The following is a 20,114-nucleotide window of genomic DNA, read 5'->3' on the forward strand; positions in this document are numbered from 1 at the left end:
GGTCCCCCCATGATCAACAACCGGCAGCAGGCGTGTCACCAACCTCCCGGCCGAGTACACCTAGCGCTCGAACTTGCGGTACGACGCGTCGAGGTCGCGGATCTCGGCGGAGGCGTGCAGCACGATGCCGTCGTCCTCGATGTGCCGCCGCAACAGGTCCAGGACCGTCTCGGTCAGCTTGGCCTTGGTCTCGTCGCTGCGGCCGGCGAGCAGGCCGAGGGTGACGTGGACGACCGCGTGGTGCTGGTCCTCGGGGTCCTCGTAGCCGAAGGCGGTGAACTCGCCGGGCCGGAACTGCGTCTTGCAGGCCTCCGGCTTGGCCGCCGCGATCTCGACGGTCGCGGTGTGCAGGTCCCGGGCGAAGGCCGCCCGGTCGAACGAGATCGTCTTCGAGTGGTCGACGGTGATCTGCGGCATGAGCACTCCTGTTCTACGACGGCAGCGCTCACCCTAACCGCAGGGCCAGCATGGCGATGTCGTCCTCCCGGTCGTGCCCGAAGCAGTCCAGCAGGGTGTCGCACAGCGCGTCGAGGCCGGCCGGAGCACCGGCGGCGGCCGTGCGCAGCTGCTCCATCGAGGTGGTGAGGTCGACGCCACGGGTCTCGATGAGACCGTCGGTGACCATGAGGAGACGCTCCTTGCGGTGCAGGACCAGTTCGACCGGCTCGGGGCGGCCGAGTTCGAGCCCGAGCAGGGGCCCGCACACCGGGACGTACTCGGCCTGGCCGCCCTCCCGCACGATCACCGGAGGTATGTGACCGGCGTTGGCGATCCGGACCCCGCCCGTGCCGGGGTCGATCAGGGCCAGGCACACCGTGGCGGTGACCTCGGGGTGGTAGCGCAGGAGCATCCGGTCGAGCCGTTCGGCGAGGGCACGCGGGTCGCTCTCCTCCACGGAGTAGGCGCGCAGCGCGTGGCGGAGCTCGACCATGACGGTGGCCGCGTCCAGCGAGTGCCCGACGACGTCCCCGACCGCGGTGAGCACGCCGTCGCCGGTGGGCAGGGCGGCGTAGAAGTCCCCGCCGATCTCGGTCTGCCGGGAGGCGGGCACGTACCGTACGACGAGGTCGACGCCCGGCAGGTCGGGCAGCCGGTGCGGCTGGGGCAGGAAGCTGTGCTGGAGGGTGAGGGCGATGTCCCGCTCGGCCTGGTACATGAGGAGGGGCTCGGCGGCGAGGGCCGTTGCCTGTGCGAGGCGCTCCACGACAGAGAGTGCCTCGCGGTGCCATCGGTCGTCTGCGGGTGCGTCGTGGCTTGTCGCGCAGTTCCCCGCGCCCCTTAGGGGCGTTGCTCGTGCCGGTGTCGCTATGCAGACCTGGGCTCGGGTCTCCCTGGATGACGCCAGTACCAAGTGGGCGTCGTCCTGGATGCCCGGGTGGAAGAGGCCCGTTGGCCACAGGGATGCGGGGACGACCGTGCCGTGCAGGCCGGGTCGTCGGTCTGCGATTCGGGTGATCAGGCGGGCCGCGGCCTGGTGCCGGCCCCTGTCGGGGAGGGCCAGGCGGCTGCGGGACGTGCCGTAGTGGGCCTCGCCGTCGGGGCCGACCACGAAGACGATCGCCGGTGTACCCGTGAGGCGGGCCGCCCCCGTGGCTGCCGCGTCCGCCAGTTCCCCCAGGCAGCGCGCGGTCTGCACGGTGACGATGGCCTGGGACAGCAGCGTCAGACGGTGGGCGAGCGCCTCGGCGTCGGTGCGCCGGCGGGCCCTGCGGACCGCCGCGTGGACGACGGCCTGGATCTCCCTCGGCTCGGCCGGCACGGTCAGGAAGGCGTCGGCGCCCGCGTCCAGGCCCCGGCACCGGGCCCTCGCGTCCACGGCCGTCGCGGAGAAGTGGACGACGGGCAGGGCGGCGGTGGAGGGCCGGGACTTGACCCGACGGCACAGTTCGAAGCCGCTCATGTCCGGCAGTCCGACGTCGACGAGGGCCGCGTCGGGCAGGGCGCCCGCTCTGAGCCGTACGTCGAGCTCAATCAGTGCCTCGCCCGCGCTGGCGACCGGTACGACATGGTGGCCCGCGCGGCGCAGGACCGCGCCCAAGGCGTAGCGGTTGGCCGGGACGTCGTCGACGACCATCACGGTCGTGCCCGACTGCTGGACGTCATCGTTCATCGTCGGCAGTCCTCGGATACGCGTGAGTGGGGCGAACCCGGTGGCCGGGCCCGCCCCACTCAAACTAGTGGCGTATCAGAGGGATCGGGTGAAGACCGCGACAGTACGCCCCGGAACGGCGAACGTGCCCGATTTCCCGTCGAACGAGGCGGACTTGACGATAGGGTCCGCGCCCGCGTTCTGCACCGGGTGCAGCCGGTACCCGTCGCCGGTGAGCGAGGCCACGCGCTGCTCCTGCCGCTCGGGCGTCGCGTTGAAGACGACGACGAGGTCACCGAGCCGCATGGTGATCACGCCGGGCGTCTCCTCCTTGCCGGACAGCGGGAAGGACAGCTTCGACTGCACCTGCTCGGCGGTGTCGAGGGAGAAGGCGCTCTCCGTCGAACGAATGCGCAGCAGGTCCCGGTACGCCGCCGAGGCGCCGTCGATCTGCTCGCAGCCGACCTTCACGGTGCCCAGCAGCGGCTTGGCGTACGGCCACTTGGAGGCGTTGTCGGCGGCCGGCGGCAGCCCTCGCCCGAAGCCGTTGCCGTCGGCGCAGTTCCAGTGGATGGCGTTGAACCAGTCGCCGCTGTCGTAGGAGTTGCGGTCCAGGGACTTGGAGCGCAGCAGGTCGGTGCCGGCCTGGGAGAGCGCCGGGCCCTGTGACAGGGTCGCGGTGGCCATGGCGAGGACCTGCATCCGGGCGCGGTCGGCCGCGCTCGTCGTGGCGGGCAGCTTGAACGCCAGCGCGTCGAACAGGGACTCGTTGTCGTGCGCGTCCGCGTAGGCGAGGGCGTCGCCGGGGGCGGCCGCGTAGCCGGCGGGTGCGCCGTTGTAGTCGACCTCGGAGCCCTTGACCTCCTTGCCGCCCGTGTCGGTGAAGCGGTAGTCGGCGAGGTTGCCGGACAGCCCGACCTTGATCAGGTCCTGGTAGTGCAGCAGACGCGCCTGCTGCTCGGCCTCGGTGCCGTTGTTCTTCGAGGAGTTGGGCTCGGTGTACAGCCCGGACGCGAAGCCCTGGATGCCCGGGTCCTCGTCGAAGGGGCCGCCGCCGCGCACCGCGTCACGGGCGCGGTCGGAGAAGGTGGCGATGCCGGTGCCGGCCATGTTCTTCTGGGTGGCCTGCACGAACCGGGCGTCGTCGGCGACCTCGCCGAAGTTCCAGCCCTCGCCGTACAGGATGATCTTCTTGCCGTCGACGCCGTCCTTGGCGAGGGTCAGCGCGTCCAGGGCCTTGCGGACCGCCAGGATGTTGGCCTTGGGGTGGTGGCCCATGAGGTCGAAGCGGAAGCCGTCGACCTTGTACTTCTTGGCCCAGGTGACGATCGAGTCGACGACCAGCTTGCCCATCATGGCGTTCTCGGTGGCGGTGTTGGCGCAGCAGGTGCTGTTCGCGACCGAGCCGTCGGGCAGAAGACGCTGGTAGTAGCCGGGGACGACGCGGTCCAGGACGCTGGTGTCCGCCTGGCCACTGGCCGCCGTGTGGTTGTAGACGACGTCCATGACCACGCGCAGGCCGTCCTCGTTGAGCGCCTTGACCATCTTGCGGAACTCGACGGTACGCGCGGTGCCGTCGGGGTCGGAGGCGTACGAACCCTCCGGGACCGTGTAGTGGTACGGGTCGTAACCCCAGTTGTAGGCGTCCTTCGCGGCGATCTTCGCCACGCACTCCTGCTGCTTGTCGGAGTCGGCCGGGAAGGAGGCGAGGTCGCAGTCGGTGGTCGCCTGGTCGGCGCGGCGTTCGGGGATGGTGGCGATGTCGAAGGCCGGCAGCAGATGGACGTACGACGTGCCGGCCTCGGCCAGCTTCTTCAGGTGCTTGGAGCCGTCGCTGAGTTTGTCGGTGAAGGCGAGGTAGGTGCCCTTGTCCTTGGCGGGCACCGTCTTGTCCGCCACCGAGAAGTCGCGGACGTGCAGCTCCTGGATCTGCGCGTCCTTCAGCGGCACCGCCTTGGGCTTGGTGTAGGTGGACCAGCCGGTCGGCGCCAGGGTCCGGTCGTCGAGGTCGACGAGCAGGCTGCGCTCGGAGTTCGCGGTCAGGGCGACCGAGTAGGGGTCGGTGACCTTGTTGGTGACGACCTCGCGGACGCTGGGCGCCCAGACCTTCACGACGTACCGGTACGGCTTGTTCTTCCAGGACTTGGAGCCGGTGACGGACCAGACGCCGGTGCTGTCGCTGCGCTTCATGGCGACCGTGGAGTCGCCGATCTCCAGCTTCACGGACTGTGCCGTAGGCGCCCACACGGAGAGCGTCGGGCGGCCCTTGTCGAAGACCGGCCCGAGGTCCGCCTTCGTCGCGCCCGGGTACAGGTCGTCGAGGACGCCCGCGATCTGCACCCCGGTCGCGGCGAGCACGGCACCGTTCGCGGCGTGCTGGGAGGCGACGACCTGGCCGCGCAGGGCCTCGCGGACCCGGTCGCGGTCGCGTGGGTCGACGGAGAAGGCGGTGTAGTCCTTCAGGTGCGGGAACTTCGCCTTCTGGGTGTCGGTGAGGGAGCTCTTCGACAGCCGCAGCCACTTGGCGTGGCCGGTCAGCGCGCCGTCCTTCACCGCGATCCCGCCGTCCCGGCTGTACTGCAGCTGGGTGGAGGCGGCGGCCTCGGAGCCGTTCCAGGCGAGCGTGTTCCGGTCGATCCAGACCGCCTTGGAGGTGGTCAGGTCGAGCGCGGCGGCGGACCCGGCCGGCTGCGGGAGCAGGTACTTCTCCTGGCCGCTCAACAGCCACACCTCATGGCCGTTCGCCGTGAGGTCGAGCGACTGGTCGGCGGGCAGGTCCTTCTCGTCGCCCTTGTGGAGGATGTAGCTGAGGCTGGTGGCACCGTCGGTGAGCGGTACCTCGAAGACCGCACCATAACTGTCAGTCTTCACCGGCTTCAGGGGGTTCGACCACTCGGTGGGGTTCGCGGCACCCGTCCAGGTGTGCAGTCCCCAGCCGTCGTAGTTCCCGTCGGCGCGGTGGTAGTGCAGGACTGCCTTGGACTTGTCCGGCGCCGGGTAGTCGGCCGCCGGCTTCTCGGTCAGCACGGCCTCCTTGCCCTGCTCGACCCAGATCTCGCCGGTCTTGGTGACGTCGATCGTGCGGTCGGTGGAGACGTCCTTGTTGCCGTCCTTGTCGATGACGAGGTAGCCGACGGACGAGGCGCCGGGCTTCAGCTTGACGTAGGCGAAGGCGCCGTAGGAGTCACGGCCGGTGAAGGGGTGGCTGTCCGGCCAGTTGGTGGACTCCCCGTCGGCGAGGTCGCCCCAGGCGTACACGCCCCAGTTCGCGTAGTCGCCGTCGGCGCGCTTGTAGTGGACGACCGCGTAGTCGCGGGAGGAGGCGGTGGGCGTCTCGGGCGCGGGCGGGGTGCCCGTGGTGGAGGCCGCCGTGGCGCTCTTCGTGCGGCCCGCCGAGTCGATCACGACGGCCTTGTAGCGCAGGGCGGTGCCGGCCGGCACGTCCTCGCCGATGGTCTGGGTGACCTTGTACGGGGCGTGGTCGGCGGAGCCGAGGGTCTTCCACTTGCCGCCGCCGACCTGGGCGGCGAAGACGACCCGGTTGAGCTGTCCGCCGTCGACGTCGGCACCCATCTCGACGGTGCCGGTGGCGCCGGCGGCCGGGGCCTTCAGGCTGATCGTCGGTGCGGTCGCGGGCTTGGCGAGCTTGCCGGCCGCCTTGTGGACGACCGCCGAACCGGCCGGGACGGTGACGGTGACCTTCTTGTCGGCGTCGCTCCTCAGGGTGGCGCTGCTGCCGTAAATCCCCTTGAAGGTCATGCCGGCCGAACCGGTCGCGAAGGTGGCCGTGCGCGCCTCGTCCGCGTTGTTGAAGGCGACGACGTACTCGGTGCCCGTGCGGGTGTCGGTGCGGGAGAAGGCGTAGATGCCGGCGCCGTCGGCCGCGTAGCGCTCGCTCTGGACGCCGTCGGCGAGGGCCGGGTTGGCCCTGCGGAGCTCGGAGAGGGCGCTGATCTGCCGGTAGAGCGGGGCCTTGGTGTCGTAGGCGTCGCTCGCGTGGGTGCGGTCGGTGCCGAGCTGGTCGTCGTCGAGGTAGTCGGCGGTCTTCGAGGCGAAGAGGGTCTGACGGGCGTCCTTGTCGCCGCCGGCGCCGGTGAAGCCCTGTTCGTCGCCGTAGTAGACGACCGGGTTGCCGCGGCTGAGGAACATCAGCTCGTTGGCGAGCTTCGCCTTCTTCACCAGCTCGGCGTCCGCGGCCTTCGGGTTGTCCTGGTTCAGGAAGTACCCGATGCGGCCCATGTCGTGGTTGCCGAGGAAGGTGACCTGTTCGTAGGCGTTCGCCTTGTCGGTCGTGTACTTGTAGTCGTCGCCGAAGACGCCGGCGAGCTTCTTCGCGCTGCCGCCCTGGGAGGCGTACTGCCGTGCGGCTTCCTGGAAGGGGAAGTCGAGGGTGGCGTCGAGGCGGCCCTGGGTGACGTACGGCGAGGTGATCGACGTGTCGGCGGAGTACACCTCGCCGAACATGAAGAAGTCGTCACGGCCCTGCTTGGCGGCATAGGAGTCGAGGGCGGTGGCCCACTGGGTCCAGAACTCCATGTTGACGTGCTTCACGGTGTCGATCCGGAAGCCGTCGATGTCGAAGTCCCGCACCCAGCGCTGGTAGATCCGCTCCATACCGCTGACGACCTCGGGACGCTCGGTCCACAGGTCGTCGAGGCCGGAGAAGTCGCCGTGGGCGGAGCTCTCACCGGCGAAGGTCGAGTCGCCCCGGTTGTGGTACATCGTCGGGTCGTTGAGCCACGACGGCACCTTGTTGTTCTTGGCGACCTTCGGCGTACGCGGGAAGGAGTCCTCGTCGACGGCCGGGAAGCCGGACTTACCGTCCGCGTAGTCGGCGTCGTCGAACGGCTTGCCGTCCTTGGTCAGGTACGGGAAGGCGCCCTTGGCGAGGTAGTCGTAGGACTTCTCCTCGTAGTCGACGACGTCGGCCGTGTGGTTGGTGATGACGTCGAAGAAGACCTTCATGCCCTTGGCATGCGCCTTGGAGATGAGGGTTTCGAGGTCCTTGTTGGTGCCGAAGTGCGGGTCGACCTGGGTGAAGTCGGTGATCCAGTAACCGTGGTAGGCGGCGGAGGCGTCGCTCCCGGTGCCCTGCACGGGCTGGTTCTTGAAGATCGGGGCCATCCAGATGGCGGTGGTGCCGAGGCCCTTGATGTAGTCGAGGCGCTTGGTCAGGCCCTTGAGGTCGCCGCCCTGGTAGAAGCCCTTGTCGGTGGGGTCGTACCCGGTGGCGAGGCGGGATCCGGTCAGGCCGCCCTTGTCGTTGCCGGTGTCGCCATTGGCGAAACGGTCCGGCAGAACGAAGTAGAACTGGTCGCGGGTGGCGTCGTGCCGGGCCGGCTCGGCGGCGAGCCTGGCGTCGGAGGGAGGTGGGGGCGGGGTGTCGGCCCGCGCCGCGAGTGGCTGGACGAGCGCTGCGGCCAGCGCGGTCACGGTGACCGCAGCGACCCGTCCGGCATGGGCGGTTCGGCGCCTCGACGGCGTCGGCCATCTCGGTATCACAGATGGGCTCCTTGCGATTACGGCTCTTTGGGTCCGACCCCGCGCGACCGTATCGCCGCCGCAACACTTACAGCAAGAGGCTTGAAACCATCGGCAAAAACTTTCAGTCGGCCGCTCAGCAGCTCGACTTGCCGGCGTAGATCGCCAGGGCCGTGTTGGCGCCGAGGGTGGCGGTGAACTGGCCGCCGGAGTTCACGGTCACGGTCGTGTTGTTCTGCACGTTGCAGTACGTCCCGGCGGGCAGGGAGGTCTGGTAGGTGCGGCTCAGGCTGCCCGACTCGTGGTTGATGGCGACGTAGCCCTTGCCGCCCCGCCCGAAGGCGATGGCGTCGCCCCCGTTGTCCCACCAGTTGGTGACCGACTCGCCGCGGGTGGCGTTGCGGAAGGCGACCATCGACTTGATCTCCGGCCAGTTGTGCTGGCACTTCCAGCCGTTCTGCCAGCAGGCGGTCACCGAACCGCCGTTGGGCGGCCCGGCGTCCGTGTCGGAGAACTCGTAGCCGGAGTTGATGTCGGGCGCGCCGTAGGGCCAGGCCAGCATGAAGACATTGGCCAGGGTGTAGTTGGCGTTGTCCTTGTAGCTGAGCGTGGAGCCGTTGCGCTCGGTGTCGTGGTTGTCCACGAAGACACCGGAGACGCCGCTGCTCATATAGCCCCAGCCCTCGCCGTAGTTCTTCAGATAGGCGAGGTTCTCGTTGTTGAAGACGCGCTTGAGGTCGTACGCGTACCGGAACTCCTGGACGTCGCCGTTGCCCGTGTACTCGGTCGGCTGGACGGCCTCGCCGCTGCCGTGGATGACCTCCTGCTTCCAGTACACCGAGGGGTTGCTGAGCCGGGACTTGATGTTGGCGAGGTCGGCGGCGTCCATGTGCTTGGCCGCGTCGATGCGGAAGCCGTCGACGCCGAGCGAGAGCAGGTCGTTCATGTAGCCGGCGATGGCACCGCGGACGTAGGACTCACCGGTGTCCAGGTCGGCGAGGCCGACCAGTTCGCAGTGCTGGACGTTCCAGCGGTCCTGGTAGTTGCTGATCTGGCTGGTGCAGTCGTCGAAGTCGAACGACGAGTACAGGCCCGGGTAGTTGTACTTCGTGTACGACGAGCCGCCGGTGCCGGTGCCGCTGCCCGCCGCCATGTGGTTGATGACCGTGTCGACGACGACCTTGACGCCGGCCGAGTGGCAGGTGTTCACCATGTTCTGGAAGGCCGTACGGTCACCGAGGCGACCGGCGATCCTGTAGCTCACCGGCTGGTACGAGGTCCACCACTGCGCGCCCTGTATGTGCTCGGCGGGCGGGGAGACCTGCACATATCCGTAGCCGGCCGGGCCGAGGGTGTTGGTGCACTCCTTGGCGACCGAGGCGAAGTTCCACTCGAACATCACCGCGGTGACGTCCTTGGTGCCGGGTGGGGAGGCATGGGCGGTGACGGGGGCGGCGACCGCTGCCGCCGCGGCGAGCGCGAGCGCACTCGCCAGTGTCCTGCTGCTGGCCATGTGGGGTCCTTCTCCGTTGAAGGTTCTTGCTGCAATCTTTCAGAAACCTTGCGGTGGCCAGATGTTAAAGGCCCGCCGCCCAAAAGGGCAGCGGGCCGTGCGAAGTTCAACGAAAGAAGTTGTGGAGCGGACGACCGTCAGGTCAGGCCGTCGTCCACCACACCGTGGTGTCGCCGGGCAGTTTCGCCTCGCCGTCCGTCTCGCTGATCTCACCGCTGGCCAGCAGCAGCCGGCCGTACGACGGGGTCGTCACCGACTCGCCGCCGGTGTTCGCGACGCACACGAACTCGCCGCGCCGGAAGGCGAGAACACCCTCGGGTGCCTTCAGCCACTCCACCGCGTCGCCGGCACCCAGGTCCGGCTGGGCGCGGCGGACGGCGAGCGCCGAGCGGTACAGCTCCAGGGTGGAGTCGGCGTCACCGGTCTGCGCCTCGACGCTCAGCTCACCCCAGCCCGCCGGCTGCGGCAGCCAGCTGCCACCGGCGCCGAAGCCGTACGACGACCCCGTACGCGTCCACGGGATCGGCACCCGGCAGCCGTCGCGGAAGCCGTCCTGACCGGCGCCGCGGAAGTAGGCGGGGTCCTGCCTGACCTCGTCCGGCAGGTCGACGACGTCCGGCAGGCCCAGCTCCTCGCCCTGGTAGATGTACGCCGAACCGGGCAGGGCCAGCATCAGCAGGGAGGCGGCGCGGGCACGACGCAGGCCCAGCGCGCGGTCGCCGGCGGTGCGGATCTGGGTGCCGAGGCCGGGCGGGTTGGCGAAGCGGGTGGCGTGCCGGGTGACGTCGTGGTTGGACAGCACCCAGGTGGCGGGGGCGCCGACGGGGCGCATGGCCTCCAGGGTGCGGTCGACGCACTTGCGCAGCTCCTCCGCGTCCCAGTCCGTCGACAGGTACTGGAAGTTGAAGGCCTGGTGCAGCTCGTCCGGGCGGACGTAGTGCGCGGTGCGCTCGACGGTCGGGGTCCACGCCTCGGCGACGAAGATCCGCTCCCCGGCATATTCGTCGAGGATCGTGCGCCACTGGCGGTAGATCGCGTGCACACCGTCCTGGTCGAAGAACGGCATGACATCGTTGCCCAGCAGCTTGAGCTGATCATGGGATCCGAGGTCGGGCAGCCCCTCCGCCTTCACCAGGCCGTGGGCGACGTCGATACGGAAGCCGTCGACGCCCATGTCGAGCCAGAAGCGCAGGATCGAGCGGAACTCGTCGCCGACCGCCGGGTGTTCCCAGTTGAAGTCGGGCTGCTCGGGGGCGAAGAGGTGGAGGTACCACTCGCCGGGGGTGCCGTCGGGCTCGGTGACCCGCGTCCAGGCCGGGCCGCCGAAGATGGACTCCCAGTCGTTGGGCGGCAGTTCACCGTTCGCGCCCTTGCCGGGACGGAAGTGGTAGCGGTCGCGCAGCGGGGAGTCCGGCCCCTCCGCGACGGCACGCTTGAACCACTCGTGCTGGTCGGAGGAGTGGTTGGGGACCAGGTCGACGATGATCCGCAGGCCCAGCTCACGGGCGTCACGGATCAGCGCGTCCGCGTCGAGCAGGTTGCCGAACATCGGGTCGACGGCACGGTAGTCGGCGACGTCGTAGCCGGCGTCGGCCTGCGGCGAGGCGTAGAAGGGGCTCAGCCACACGGCGTCGACGCCGAGGTCGCGCAGGTAAGGGAGTCGGGAGCGTACGCCTTCCAGGTCGCCCATGCCGTCGCCGTTGCTGTCGGCGAAGCTGCGCGGATAGACCTGGTAGATCACCGCGTCCCGCCACCAGTCGCTGCGCCGGGCTTCGGCGGAGCGCGGGGCCGGGGCGATGGCGGAGTGCTGCTGGCTCATGGCGTCCTTGGTGCGGTGGGGAAGGGTCAGGGGGTCAGGTGTGCGTACAACGGTGATGACGAGGCGGCCGCGGTGACAGCGGGGTCGGATGGACACCGCGACCGCCTCGGGTTTCCAGGGGGGTGAGGGGGCAGCGCCCCCTCAAGGGGCGCGGGGAACTGCGCGACCAGCCACGACGGCGCCGCGCACGATCCACTGCCGAGGTCACCCCTTCGTGCCGCCGGCCGTAAGCCCGGTCACCAGGTTCTTCTGCACGAAGTAGAAGAAGGCGGAAACGGGTATGGCGATCAGCACCGCGGTCGCGGCCATCAGGTTGCGCTGCGCGTCATGCTCACTCACGAAGGTCTGGAGCCCGACCGCGAAGGTGTACTTCGTGTCGGACAGCATGAACGTCGACGCGAACGCGACCTCGCCGAAGGCCGTGAGGAAGCTGTAGAACGCGGCGACCGCGAGGCCCGGCTTGGCGAGCGGCAGGATCAGCCGCGCGAAGGTGCCGAAGGGGCTCAGTCCGTCGACGCGTCCCGCCTCGTCGATCTCGAACGGGATCGTGTCGAAGTAGCCCTTCATCAGCCAGGCACAGTACGGCACGGTCGTCGAGCAGTAGACCAGGATCAGGCCGAGGTAGTTGTCGATCAGCTGGACCTCGGACAGGATCTGGTACATCGGCACCATCAGCACGGCCACCGGGAACATCTGGGTCACGAGCAGCACCCACATGAACTTCTTGTAGCCCGGGAAGCGCATCCGTGAGACCGCGTAGCCGGTGGTCGCGGAGATCACGACGCCGATCAGGGTGGTGCCCAGCGTGACGATGAGTGTGCTGGTCAGCCAGTCGAAGAACTTCGTCTCCTGGAGGACGAACGTGTAGTTGTCCAGCGTCATCTTCTTCCAGATGCCGCCGGGGTGCAGGTAGTCGTCCTTGTCCGGGCCGAGCGACAGGAAGACCAGCCAGGCCACCGGGAAGAGCGCGATCAGGCTCGCCACGATCAGCAGGCCGTGGGAGACGACGGACGTCCCGCGGCTGTTCTCACCGCGGCGCACCCGGCGCGGGGCGGCCGGCTTCACGGAGTCCTGCTTGTTCACCGGGTTCTCAACAGTGGTCGTACTCATGGGGACTCCTGCCTCAGATCGCGAGCTGCTGCTCATTGCGGTTCAGCCAGCGGCGGTAGAAGGAGGTGAAGACGATCAGGATGGCCAGCAGCAGCATGCCGTAGGCGGCCGACTGCGCGAAGTCGCGCGGCTGCTGTCCGAAGCCGAGGTAGTAGGCCCAGGTCACCAGGATCTGCGCGTCCGGGGCGGTGTCGCCGAACAGCAGGAAGATGATGGCGAACTGGTTGAAGGTCCAGATGATGCCGAGCAGGACGACGGTGGAGCTGACGGACCGCAGGCCGGGCAGGGTGACGTACCGGAACTGCTGCCACCGGCTCGCGCCGTCCATCTCGGCGGCCTCGTACAGCGAGGAGTCGATGGACTGCAGCCCGCCGAGCAGCGAGAGCATCATGAACGGCACACCGCACCAGGTGTTGACCATGATCGCGGCGAACCGCTGCCAGAAGGTGTCCTCCAGCCACAGCGGCGTCGGCAGGTGCAGTGTCTCCAGGAACGAGTTGATGATGCCGCCGTCGGCGAGCATGAACCGCCAGCCGAAGACGGTGACGAAGGTCGGCACGGCCCACGGCAGGATCAGGACCAGCCGGTACAGGGTGCGCCCGCGCAGCTTCTGGTTGAGCAGCAGGGCCAGGCCGAGGCCGATCGTGTAGTGGAGGGTGACGCAGGCCGCGGTCCAGAAGATCGTCCAGATGAAGTGCGACCAGAAGCGGTCGTACGCCGTGTCGCCCCACAGGATGTCGGCGTAGTTGTCGAAGCCGATGAACTTGTACGTGGCCTCGATCTCGTTGACGCCGATCGTTCGGGCGCTGTTCAGGCTGTTGGCGTCGGTGAGCGTGAGGTAGAAGCCGTACACCAGCGGGTACACGACGAGCACACCGAGGACGACCACCACGGGGGCGATCATCGCGTAGGCGTACCAGTGCTTCTGGTAGCCGTGCTTCAGGCGCTGGCCCAGCCCGGGCCGCGGCGCGCGATCACCGCGGCGCTTGCCGGTCGCGCGGTCGATGGCGACTGTCATGGTTCGACAACCTTCATGAGGATCGACGGATCAGGGTGTACGACGCACAGGCCGGTGGCCGCCGGAACTCTCCCCCCATGATCAGGGAGCTCCGGCGGCCACTCGGGGTCACTTGGTGAAGTCCGGGACCAGCTTGGCGATGGAGGTCTCGGCGGTGCTCAGGCCCTTGTCCAGGGACACCTTGCCACCGGCGATCTTCAGCAGCTCGGCGTCCAGCGGGCCCCACAGGGAGCTGTACTCGGGCAGCGCCGGGCGCGGCTGGGCGGCGGCGAGGACACCCTGGTAGCCGGCGATGCCCGGGTCGGCCTTGACCTCGGCGGTGTAGGCGTCGTCGCGGGTGGGCAGCGTGTTGTTCTTCAGCGCGATGGTCTCCTGGGCCTTCGCCGAGGTCATGAAGTTCACGAACTTCAGCGCGGCCTTCTGGTGGGCCTCGTCGGAGCCGGCGTAGACCGACAGGTTGTGACCACCGGTCGGGGCGCCCGCCTTGCCGGCGGAGCCGGCCGGGACGGTGGCGATGCCGAGGTTGGCCTTGTCCTTGAACGCGGAGCCCTTGTAGAAGTTGGTGATCTCCCACGGGCCCTGCATGATCGAGGCGACCTTGCCGTTGACGAACGCCTCCTGGATGTGGGCGTAGGCGTCGGCGGTGGTGTCGGCCTTGTGCAGGCCCTTGCCGTCGAAGAGGCTCAGCCAGGTGCCGTAGCCCTTCTTGGCCTCGGCGCCGTTGACGGTGATCTTCTTGGCGTCGGCGTCGACGGTGTCGGTGCCCTCGCCGTAGAGGAACGTCTGGGCGTAGTAGGCCTGGGTGGAGCCCCAGTAGCCGTCGACGCCGGTCTTGGCCTTGATCGTGGCGGCGGCCTTCTTCAGGTCGTCCCAGGTCTTGGGGGCCTCGACGCCGGCCTTCTTGAACAGGTCCTTGTTGTAGACGAAGGCGAGGGTGTCCGTGGTGAACGGAACGCCGTAGACCTTGTCCTCGTACTTGGCCTGCTCGATCAGGCTGGGCTGGAACTTGGCCTGGTCGGCGAGGGCCTCGGTGCCGTCCAGCGGCAGGAAGAAGCCCTTCTTGGCGAAGGCGGGGGTCCAGCCGACCTCGGAGCGCAGGATGTCCGGGGCGCCCTTGGAACCGGCGGCGGTGTCGAACTTGTTCTGCGCCTGGTCGAAGGGGACGTTGACGTACTTGACCTTGATGTCCTTGTTGGCGGCCTCGAACTCCTTGACCAAGGCCTGGTACGTCGGCGCCTCATTGGTGGCGTTGGAGGTGTCCCACCAGGTGAGGGTCACCGGCCCGCTCGAGTCGCTGCCACTGTCGTCCCCGCCGCCGCAGGCCGTCGCCGCCAGGGCGAGGGACGCCACCAGCGCGGTGGCCGCTATGCCACGCCGCATGAGTTCTCCTTGAGGGTGAAAGCCCGTGTGATGCAGGGCGGCCCCGTCTGCCGAGCCCTGCTGTCTTGCCGACTGCGCCGATGGAGCGGCCGGGCGACGTGAACGTAACAGCGCTGAAAGACTTGCGAAAGACCTTGCAGAAAAAAAGTGCAAGAGGACACGGAAGTTACCGGGGCGTGACCGCTGTGCGACCGCCATGAGACGCTTCTTTACAGCGGTGGAGCGGTACTCGGGCCACTTGTGCAAGACTCTGCAAGCTCTTGCCATCACTTTCACGAGGGAGCGCGATGACCCAGCAGCCCGGGCGCGGCCGGTCAACAGGTCGCCCACGGCGTCCGATTGGTGTGCAAGGCGACATACGGCCGGTACAGTCCAGTGCCGTGACCACACGGCTTGCGGACATCGCTGCGCAGGCGGGGGTGAGCGAAGCGACCGTCAGCCGCGTCCTCAACGGGAAGCCGGGCGTCGCCGCCACCACCCGCCAGTCCGTGCTGGCCGCACTCGACGTGCTCGGTTATGAGCGCCCGGTGAGACTGCGCCAGCGCAGCGAGGGCCTGGTGGGCCTGATCACGCCGGAGCTGGAGAACCCGATATTCCCGGCCCTGGCCCAGGTCATCGGCCAAGCACTGACCAGGCAGGGCTACACCCCCGTCCTGGCCACCCAGACCCCCGGCGGCTCCACCGAGGACGAGCTCACCGAGATGCTCGTGGACCGCGGAGTGGCCGGCATCATCTACGTCTCCGGTCTGCACGCCGACACCACCGCCGACATGCAGCGCTACGAGCGGCTGCGCGCCCAGGGTGTCCCCTTCGTCCTGGTGGACGGCTTCTCCCCCAAGGTCCAGGCACCGTTCATCTCGCCCGACGACCGCGCGGCGATGACCCTGGCCGTGACGCACCTCGCCTCCCTGGGCCACACCCGCATCGGCCTGGCACTGGGCCCCAAGCGCTTCGTCCCGGTCCAGCGCAAGATCGAGGGCTTCGTCCGCGCGGTCCAGGACCGGCTGAACCTCCCCACCGACGTCATCGAGACCGAGCTGATCCAGCACTCCCTCTACACGCTGGAGGGCGGCCAGGCGGCCGCGACGGCCCTCATCTCCCGTGACTGCACCGCGGTGGTCTGCGCCAGCGACATGATGGCGCTGGGCGCGATACGCGCGGCCCGCCAGCACGGCCTGGACGTCCCCAAGGACATTTCCGTCGTAGGTTTCGACGACTCCCCCTTGATCGCCTTCACGGACCCGCCGCTCACCACGATCCGCAAGCCGGTCCCGGCGATGGGCCAGGCCGCGGTACGCACGCTGCTGGAAGAGATCGGCGGGACCCCCGCGCCGCACAGTGAGTTCGTGTTCATGCCGGAGCTGGTGGTGCGCGGTTCGACCGCTTCGGCACCTGGTGACAGGGTTCGCCCCTAAGTCGTCCGCAGGGCGGAGAATCACCACGCCCGCCCCTGCGTTGGTAGGAGAAGAGGCGCTCCGCGGGCCGTAGAACGTGCGCCCTGAACCCATCGGGAGGATGATCGGTCGGGGAAGTCTTTTCTGGCAGACTCTGTGCCTATGGGTGACACGACCGTGACGACATTGGAGGGCCGGGAAGCGGCCGTTCCGCACCCTGTCGCGGACGAGACGGGGCGGAGCCGCCTGCGCCGCCTGCGCACCCCCCGCCGACCTCGCCTCTGGTTCGAGATCCTGCTGATCGCGGTGAGTTACTGGACGTACTCACTGATCCGCAACGCGGTCCCGGAGCAAAAGGCGGAGGCCCTGCGCAACGCCGACTGGCTCTGGAACCTGGAACACAGCCTCGGCCTCGCGGTGGAGGAGTCGATCAACCACGCCGTGAACTCGGTGACTTGGCTCATCGTCGGCATGAACTACTACTACGCGACGCTGCACTTCATCATCACCCTGGCCGTCCTGGTCTGGCTCTACCGCAGCCACCCGGGCCGCTACGCGGCAACGAGACTGGTCCTCTTCGCCACCACAGGCGTAGCCCTCATCGGTTACTACCTGTACCCACTGGCTCCTCCCCGCCTGATGACCAACACCACCTTCATCGACACGGTCCTGGTCCACGACACCTGGGGCTCGATGGCCTCCGGCGACCTGAAGAACATGTCGAACCAGTACGCCGCGATGCCGTCGATGCACATCGGCTGGTCGCTCTGGAGCGGCCTGACGATCTTCGCGCTGGCACGCATCCCCTGGGTCCGGATCCTGGGCCTGCTCTACCCAGCGGCCACCCTCGTCGTGATCGTCGCGACGGCCAACCACTTCTGGCTGGACGCGGTCGGCGGCCTCATCTGCCTGGCCTTCGGCTACACGGTGGCACGCCTCTGGTACGGAGCGCTGCCGTACTCCCTGCCCCGGACGGTGCCCAAGCCGCGCACGGCGGGCAGGGGACGTGCCGGGGGGTGTCCGCCCGCAGCGGCGGGCGTCAAGAAACAGCACCTCTCTCCCGACGGCAACCGCCCGACCGAGGACGGACACCCCCCGGCGCGGCCCCGACTCACCCCCAAACCGTAGGCGCGAGACGCACCCCCACACACCGCCACGGGCCGCCGCAGGCATCGAGCCGCACCCCACCCCACGGGCGTCATCCCCCGTAGAACAGCTCCTCCACCACACCCCGAGCCCGCCGCGCCGTACGCCGATACGCATCGAGCATGTCCCCCACGTGCCCCGGCTCGTACCCCAGATACCGCCCCACGGCAGCCAGCTCACGCGCATCGGACGGGAAGGTGTCCCCGGCCCGCCCCCGCACCAGCATCACGGCGTTGCGCACCCGCGTGGCCAGCACCCACGCCTCGTCCAGGATCTCCGCCTCCTCGGCCGGAATGAGCCCGGCCGCACAGGCGGCGGCCAGCGCCTCCCGCGTCCGCGTCGTCCGCAGCCCCGGCTCGGCCCACCCGTGCTGGAGCTGGAGCAGTTGCACGGTCCACTCCACGTCGGACAGCCCGCCCGGCCCGAGCTTGGAGTGCAGCTTGGGATCGGCCCCCCGAGGCAACCGCTCGGACTCCATACGGGCCTTCAGCCGCCGGATCTCCCGCACGGCGTCCTCGCCGAGCCCCTCGGCGGGATACCGCAGCGGATCGATCAGCTCCATGAACCGCCCCGCCAGCTCCGCGTCCCCCGCGACCGGCTCGGCCCGCAGCAGCGCCTGCGACTCCCACACCAGCGACCACCGTCGGTAGTACGCCGCGTAAGAGTTCAGCGTGCGCACCAGCGGCCCCGACTTGCCCTCCGGCCGCAGATCGGCGTCGATCAGCAGCGGCGGATCCGCGCTGGGAACCTGGAGCAGCCGCCGCATCTCGCTGACGACCCGGTTGGCCGCGGCGGCGGCCTCATGCTCGTCGACCCCGTCCTGCGGCTCGTGCACGAACAGGACGTCGGCGTCACTGCCGTATCCCAGCTCGTGGCCGCCGAACCGCCCCATGCCGATGATCGCGAACCGGGTCGGCAGGGTGTCGCCCCAGTTCTCCCGGACGACCGCCCGCAAGGTGCCCGCCAGCGTCGCCGCGGTCAGATCGGACACCGCGGCCCCGACCCGGTCCACCAGCGCGCCCTGATCGGCCTCGGCGGGCTTGGTCTCGGTGCCGTAGGAGTCGACGATGTCGGCGGCGGCCGTACGGAACAGCTCCCGGCGGCGCACGCCACGCGCCGCCGTGACAGCCTGGACGCCGCCGTCCGCGCGGCCGACCGCGGCGAGGATCTCCTGCTCCAGGTGCCGGCGCGAGCGGGGCTCCAGCCCGGTGCCGCCGTCGCCGTCGCCGAGCAGCGCGACCGCCTCCGGTGCCCGCATCAGCAGATCGGGGGCGAGACGGCCGGCCGACAGCACCCGGGCGAGGTTCTCGGCGGCGGCGCCCTCGTCCCGCAACAGCCGCAGATACCAAGGGGTCTTGCCGAGCGCGTCCGACACCTTGCGGAAGTTCAGCAGCCCCGCGTCCGGATCGGCGGAGTCGGCGAACCACCCCAGGAGCACCGGCAGCAGCGTGCGTTGGATCGCCGCCTTGCGGGTGACGCCCGAGGCCAGCGCCTCCAGATGCCGCAGGGCCGCGGCGGGATCGGCGTACCCGAGCGCGATCAGCCGCTCCCGGGCCGCACCGGCGCTCAACTTCGCCTCGCCCGGGGCGAGTTGGGCGACCGCGTCGAGCAGCGGCCGGTAGAAGAGCTTCTCGTGCAGCCGTCGTACGACACTCGCGTGCCGTCGCCACTCGCGGTTCAGCTCGGCGACCGGATCGACGCGCAGCCCCAGCGAGCGCCCGATGCGCCGCAGGTCCGCCTCGTCCTCGGGCACCAGGTGGGTGCGCCGCAGCCGGTAGAGCTGGATGCGGTGCTCCATGGAGCGCAGGAAGCGGTAGGCGGTGTCGAGCTGCGCGGCGTCCGCGCGCCCGACGTAGCCGCCCGCGGCGAGCGCCTGCAGGGCGTCCAGGGTGGTGCCGCTGCGCAGCGAGGCGTCGTCGCGGCCGTGCACCAACTGCAGGAGCTGTACGGCGAATTCGACGTCCCGCAGCCCGCCCGGGCCGAGTTTGAGCTGCCGGTCCAGCTCGGAGACCGGGATGTTCTCGACGACCCTGCGCCGCATCTTCTGCACGTCGGGGACGAAGTTGTCCCGCTCGGCGGCCTTCCAGACCAGCGGTTCGAGGGCGGCGACGTACTCCTCGCCGAGCTCGATGTCGCCGGCCACCGGGCGGGCCTTGAGCAGCGCCTGGAACTCCCAGGTCTTGGCCCAGCGCCGGTAGTAGGCGAGATGGCTGCTGAGGGTGCGCACCAGGGGGCCGTTCCTGCCCTCGGGGCGCAGGTTGGCGTCCACGGGCCAGATGGAGCCCTCGACGGTGGTCTCGGAGCAGATCCGCATCATGTGCGAGGCGAGCTTGGTGGCCGAGCGCAGCGCCTTGCCCTCATCGGCTCCGTCGGCCGTCTCCCCTACGAAGATGACGTCGACGTCGGAGACGTAATTGAGTTCGTGGCCCCCGCACTTGCCCATCGCGATCACCGCGAGCCGGCACTGCGAGGCGTCCTCGGGCGCGGCGGCGCGGGCGATGGCGAGGGCGGCGCGCAGGGTCGCGGTGGCGAGGTCGGCGAGCTCGGCGGCGGTCTGGGCGAGGTCGGTGGTGCCGCAGACGTCCCGTGCGGCGATGGACAGCAGGCAGCGCCGGTAGGCGACGCGCAGCGACACCGGGTCGGTGGCCCCGGCGAGGCCCTGCTCGAACTCCTCGACCTCGGGGTGCAGGTCCCGCGGTTCGTACATGACCAGCGCCTGCCAGTCGCCGGGGTGGCGGGCCAGGTGGTCGGCGAGCGCGGCGGAGGCGCCGAGCACGCCGAGCAGCCGGTCGCGCAGCGGCTTGGCCGCTATCACCGTGTCGAGCAGCTCCCGCTGTGCGGTGGCGTCGGGCTGGGCCTCGACGAGCCGGACGAGGCCGCCCAGGGCGAGGTCGGGGTCGGCGGTGCCGCCGAGGGCCTCCAGCAGCACCGGGTCGTTGCGGATCGGCGCGAGCTCGGGGCTCTCCAGGAGCCGCTCGGCGGCCGACGGGTCGGTGAATCCGTGTCGCAGCAGCCGCGTGAAGGTACTGCTCCTGCGCCCCGGCGCCGTCATGCTCGCCCTCCCGTCCGATCGGGGTCGTACGCACCCGATCAAGGTCGTACGCGGTCGAGCCTAGCCGCAGAGCCTGGAAGTGGCGCCGATGAGTTCCGGCGCTCAGGGTGGT

At 69.5% G+C, this 20,114-nt stretch carries 11 protein-coding genes; 2 read left to right on the forward strand and 9 right to left on the reverse strand.

All coding sequences use genetic code 11. The annotated features are described in order from the left end of the window. Nucleotides 1-60 precede the first annotated feature (60 nt). The 8 genes from ACFPQ9_RS35120 to ACFPQ9_RS35155 all read right to left on the reverse strand — a co-directional run bounded on the left by ACFPQ9_RS35120 (nt 61) and on the right by ACFPQ9_RS35155 (nt 14,410). Complete coding sequence (locus tag ACFPQ9_RS35120) at nt 61-417, reverse strand: 5-carboxymethyl-2-hydroxymuconate Delta-isomerase (RefSeq protein ID WP_380862511.1); 357 nt, start codon at nt 415-417, stop codon at nt 61-63. Nucleotides 418-445: 28 nt separating this feature from the next. Beyond that, the gene (locus ACFPQ9_RS35125) at nt 446-2,110 is read right to left on the reverse strand and encodes a SpoIIE family protein phosphatase (RefSeq protein WP_380862513.1); all 1,665 of its coding nucleotides are present in this window, start codon (nt 2,108-2,110) and stop codon (nt 446-448) included. Nucleotides 2,111-2,185: 75 nt separating this feature from the next. Beyond that, a complete protein-coding gene (gene pulA, locus ACFPQ9_RS35130) occupies nt 2,186-7,591 on the reverse strand; it encodes a pullulanase-type alpha-1,6-glucosidase (RefSeq protein ID WP_380862515.1) in 5,406 nt (1,801 codons plus the stop codon). A gap of 115 nt (nt 7,592-7,706) precedes the next feature. Next, nucleotides 7,707-9,083 carry an alpha-amylase gene (locus ACFPQ9_RS35135; protein ID WP_380862517.1) on the reverse strand — a complete coding sequence of 459 codons (1,377 nt, stop codon included), beginning with the start codon at nt 9,081-9,083 and terminating at the stop codon, nt 7,707-7,709. A 142-nt stretch (nt 9,084-9,225) separates the two neighbouring features. Beyond that, complete coding sequence (locus ACFPQ9_RS35140) at nt 9,226-10,902, reverse strand: glycoside hydrolase family 13 protein (RefSeq protein ID WP_380862519.1); 1,677 nt, start codon at nt 10,900-10,902, stop codon at nt 9,226-9,228. A 204-nt stretch (nt 10,903-11,106) separates the two neighbouring features. Continuing rightward, the gene (locus ACFPQ9_RS35145) at nt 11,107-12,012 is read right to left on the reverse strand and encodes a sugar ABC transporter permease (protein ID WP_380862521.1); all 906 of its coding nucleotides are present in this window, start codon (nt 12,010-12,012) and stop codon (nt 11,107-11,109) included. Nucleotides 12,013-12,025: 13 nt separating this feature from the next. Beyond that, the gene (locus tag ACFPQ9_RS35150; protein ID WP_380862523.1) at nt 12,026-13,030 is read right to left on the reverse strand and encodes a carbohydrate ABC transporter permease; all 1,005 of its coding nucleotides are present in this window, start codon (nt 13,028-13,030) and stop codon (nt 12,026-12,028) included. A 108-nt stretch (nt 13,031-13,138) separates the two neighbouring features. Then, the gene (locus ACFPQ9_RS35155) at nt 13,139-14,410 is read right to left on the reverse strand and encodes an extracellular solute-binding protein (protein ID WP_380862525.1); all 1,272 of its coding nucleotides are present in this window, start codon (nt 14,408-14,410) and stop codon (nt 13,139-13,141) included. 380 nt (nt 14,411-14,790) lie between these two features. Between ACFPQ9_RS35155 and ACFPQ9_RS35160 the strand changes: the two genes are divergently transcribed. Continuing rightward, nucleotides 14,791-15,825: a LacI family DNA-binding transcriptional regulator gene (locus tag ACFPQ9_RS35160; protein ID WP_380862527.1), complete on the forward strand. Its 1,035-nt coding sequence runs from the start codon at nt 14,791-14,793 to the stop codon at nt 15,823-15,825. Between the two features lie 141 nt (nt 15,826-15,966). After that, nucleotides 15,967-16,932, forward strand: a complete 966-nt coding sequence (locus tag ACFPQ9_RS35165) for a phosphatase PAP2 family protein (RefSeq protein WP_380862529.1) — start codon at nt 15,967-15,969, stop codon at nt 16,930-16,932. 70 nt (nt 16,933-17,002) lie between these two features. Here the strand turns inward: ACFPQ9_RS35165 and ACFPQ9_RS35170 are convergent, their stop codons facing one another. Next, a complete protein-coding gene (locus ACFPQ9_RS35170) occupies nt 17,003-20,002 on the reverse strand; it encodes a bifunctional [glutamine synthetase] adenylyltransferase/[glutamine synthetase]-adenylyl-L-tyrosine phosphorylase (protein WP_380862531.1) in 3,000 nt (999 codons plus the stop codon). Nucleotides 20,003-20,114: the final 112 nt, after the last annotated feature.

The sequence above is a fragment of the Streptomyces coerulescens genome (assembly GCF_042657965.1).
Lineage (GTDB): Bacteria > Actinomycetota > Actinomycetes > Streptomycetales > Streptomycetaceae > Streptomyces > Streptomyces coerulescens.

What these genes read in the sequence shown, in the direction of transcription:
- ACFPQ9_RS35165 (WP_380862529.1), top strand. Translation starts at nt 15,967, where the DNA reads ATGGGTGACACGACCGTGACGACATTGGAGGGCCGGGAAGCGGCCGTT.
- ACFPQ9_RS35135 (WP_380862517.1), bottom strand. Translation starts at nt 9,083, where the DNA reads ATGGCCAGCAGCAGGACACTGGCGAGTGCGCTCGCGCTCGCCGCGGCG.
- ACFPQ9_RS35125 (WP_380862513.1), bottom strand. Translation starts at nt 2,110, where the DNA reads ATGAACGATGACGTCCAGCAGTCGGGCACGACCGTGATGGTCGTCGAC.
- ACFPQ9_RS35170 (WP_380862531.1), bottom strand. Translation starts at nt 20,002, where the DNA reads ATGACGGCGCCGGGGCGCAGGAGCAGTACCTTCACGCGGCTGCTGCGA.
- ACFPQ9_RS35140 (WP_380862519.1), bottom strand. Translation starts at nt 10,902, where the DNA reads ATGAGCCAGCAGCACTCCGCCATCGCCCCGGCCCCGCGCTCCGCCGAA.
- ACFPQ9_RS35120 (WP_380862511.1), bottom strand. Translation starts at nt 417, where the DNA reads ATGCCGCAGATCACCGTCGACCACTCGAAGACGATCTCGTTCGACCGG.
- ACFPQ9_RS35150 (WP_380862523.1), bottom strand. Translation starts at nt 13,030, where the DNA reads ATGACAGTCGCCATCGACCGCGCGACCGGCAAGCGCCGCGGTGATCGC.
- ACFPQ9_RS35145 (WP_380862521.1), bottom strand. Translation starts at nt 12,012, where the DNA reads ATGAGTACGACCACTGTTGAGAACCCGGTGAACAAGCAGGACTCCGTG.
- ACFPQ9_RS35155 (WP_380862525.1), bottom strand. Translation starts at nt 14,410, where the DNA reads ATGCGGCGTGGCATAGCGGCCACCGCGCTGGTGGCGTCCCTCGCCCTG.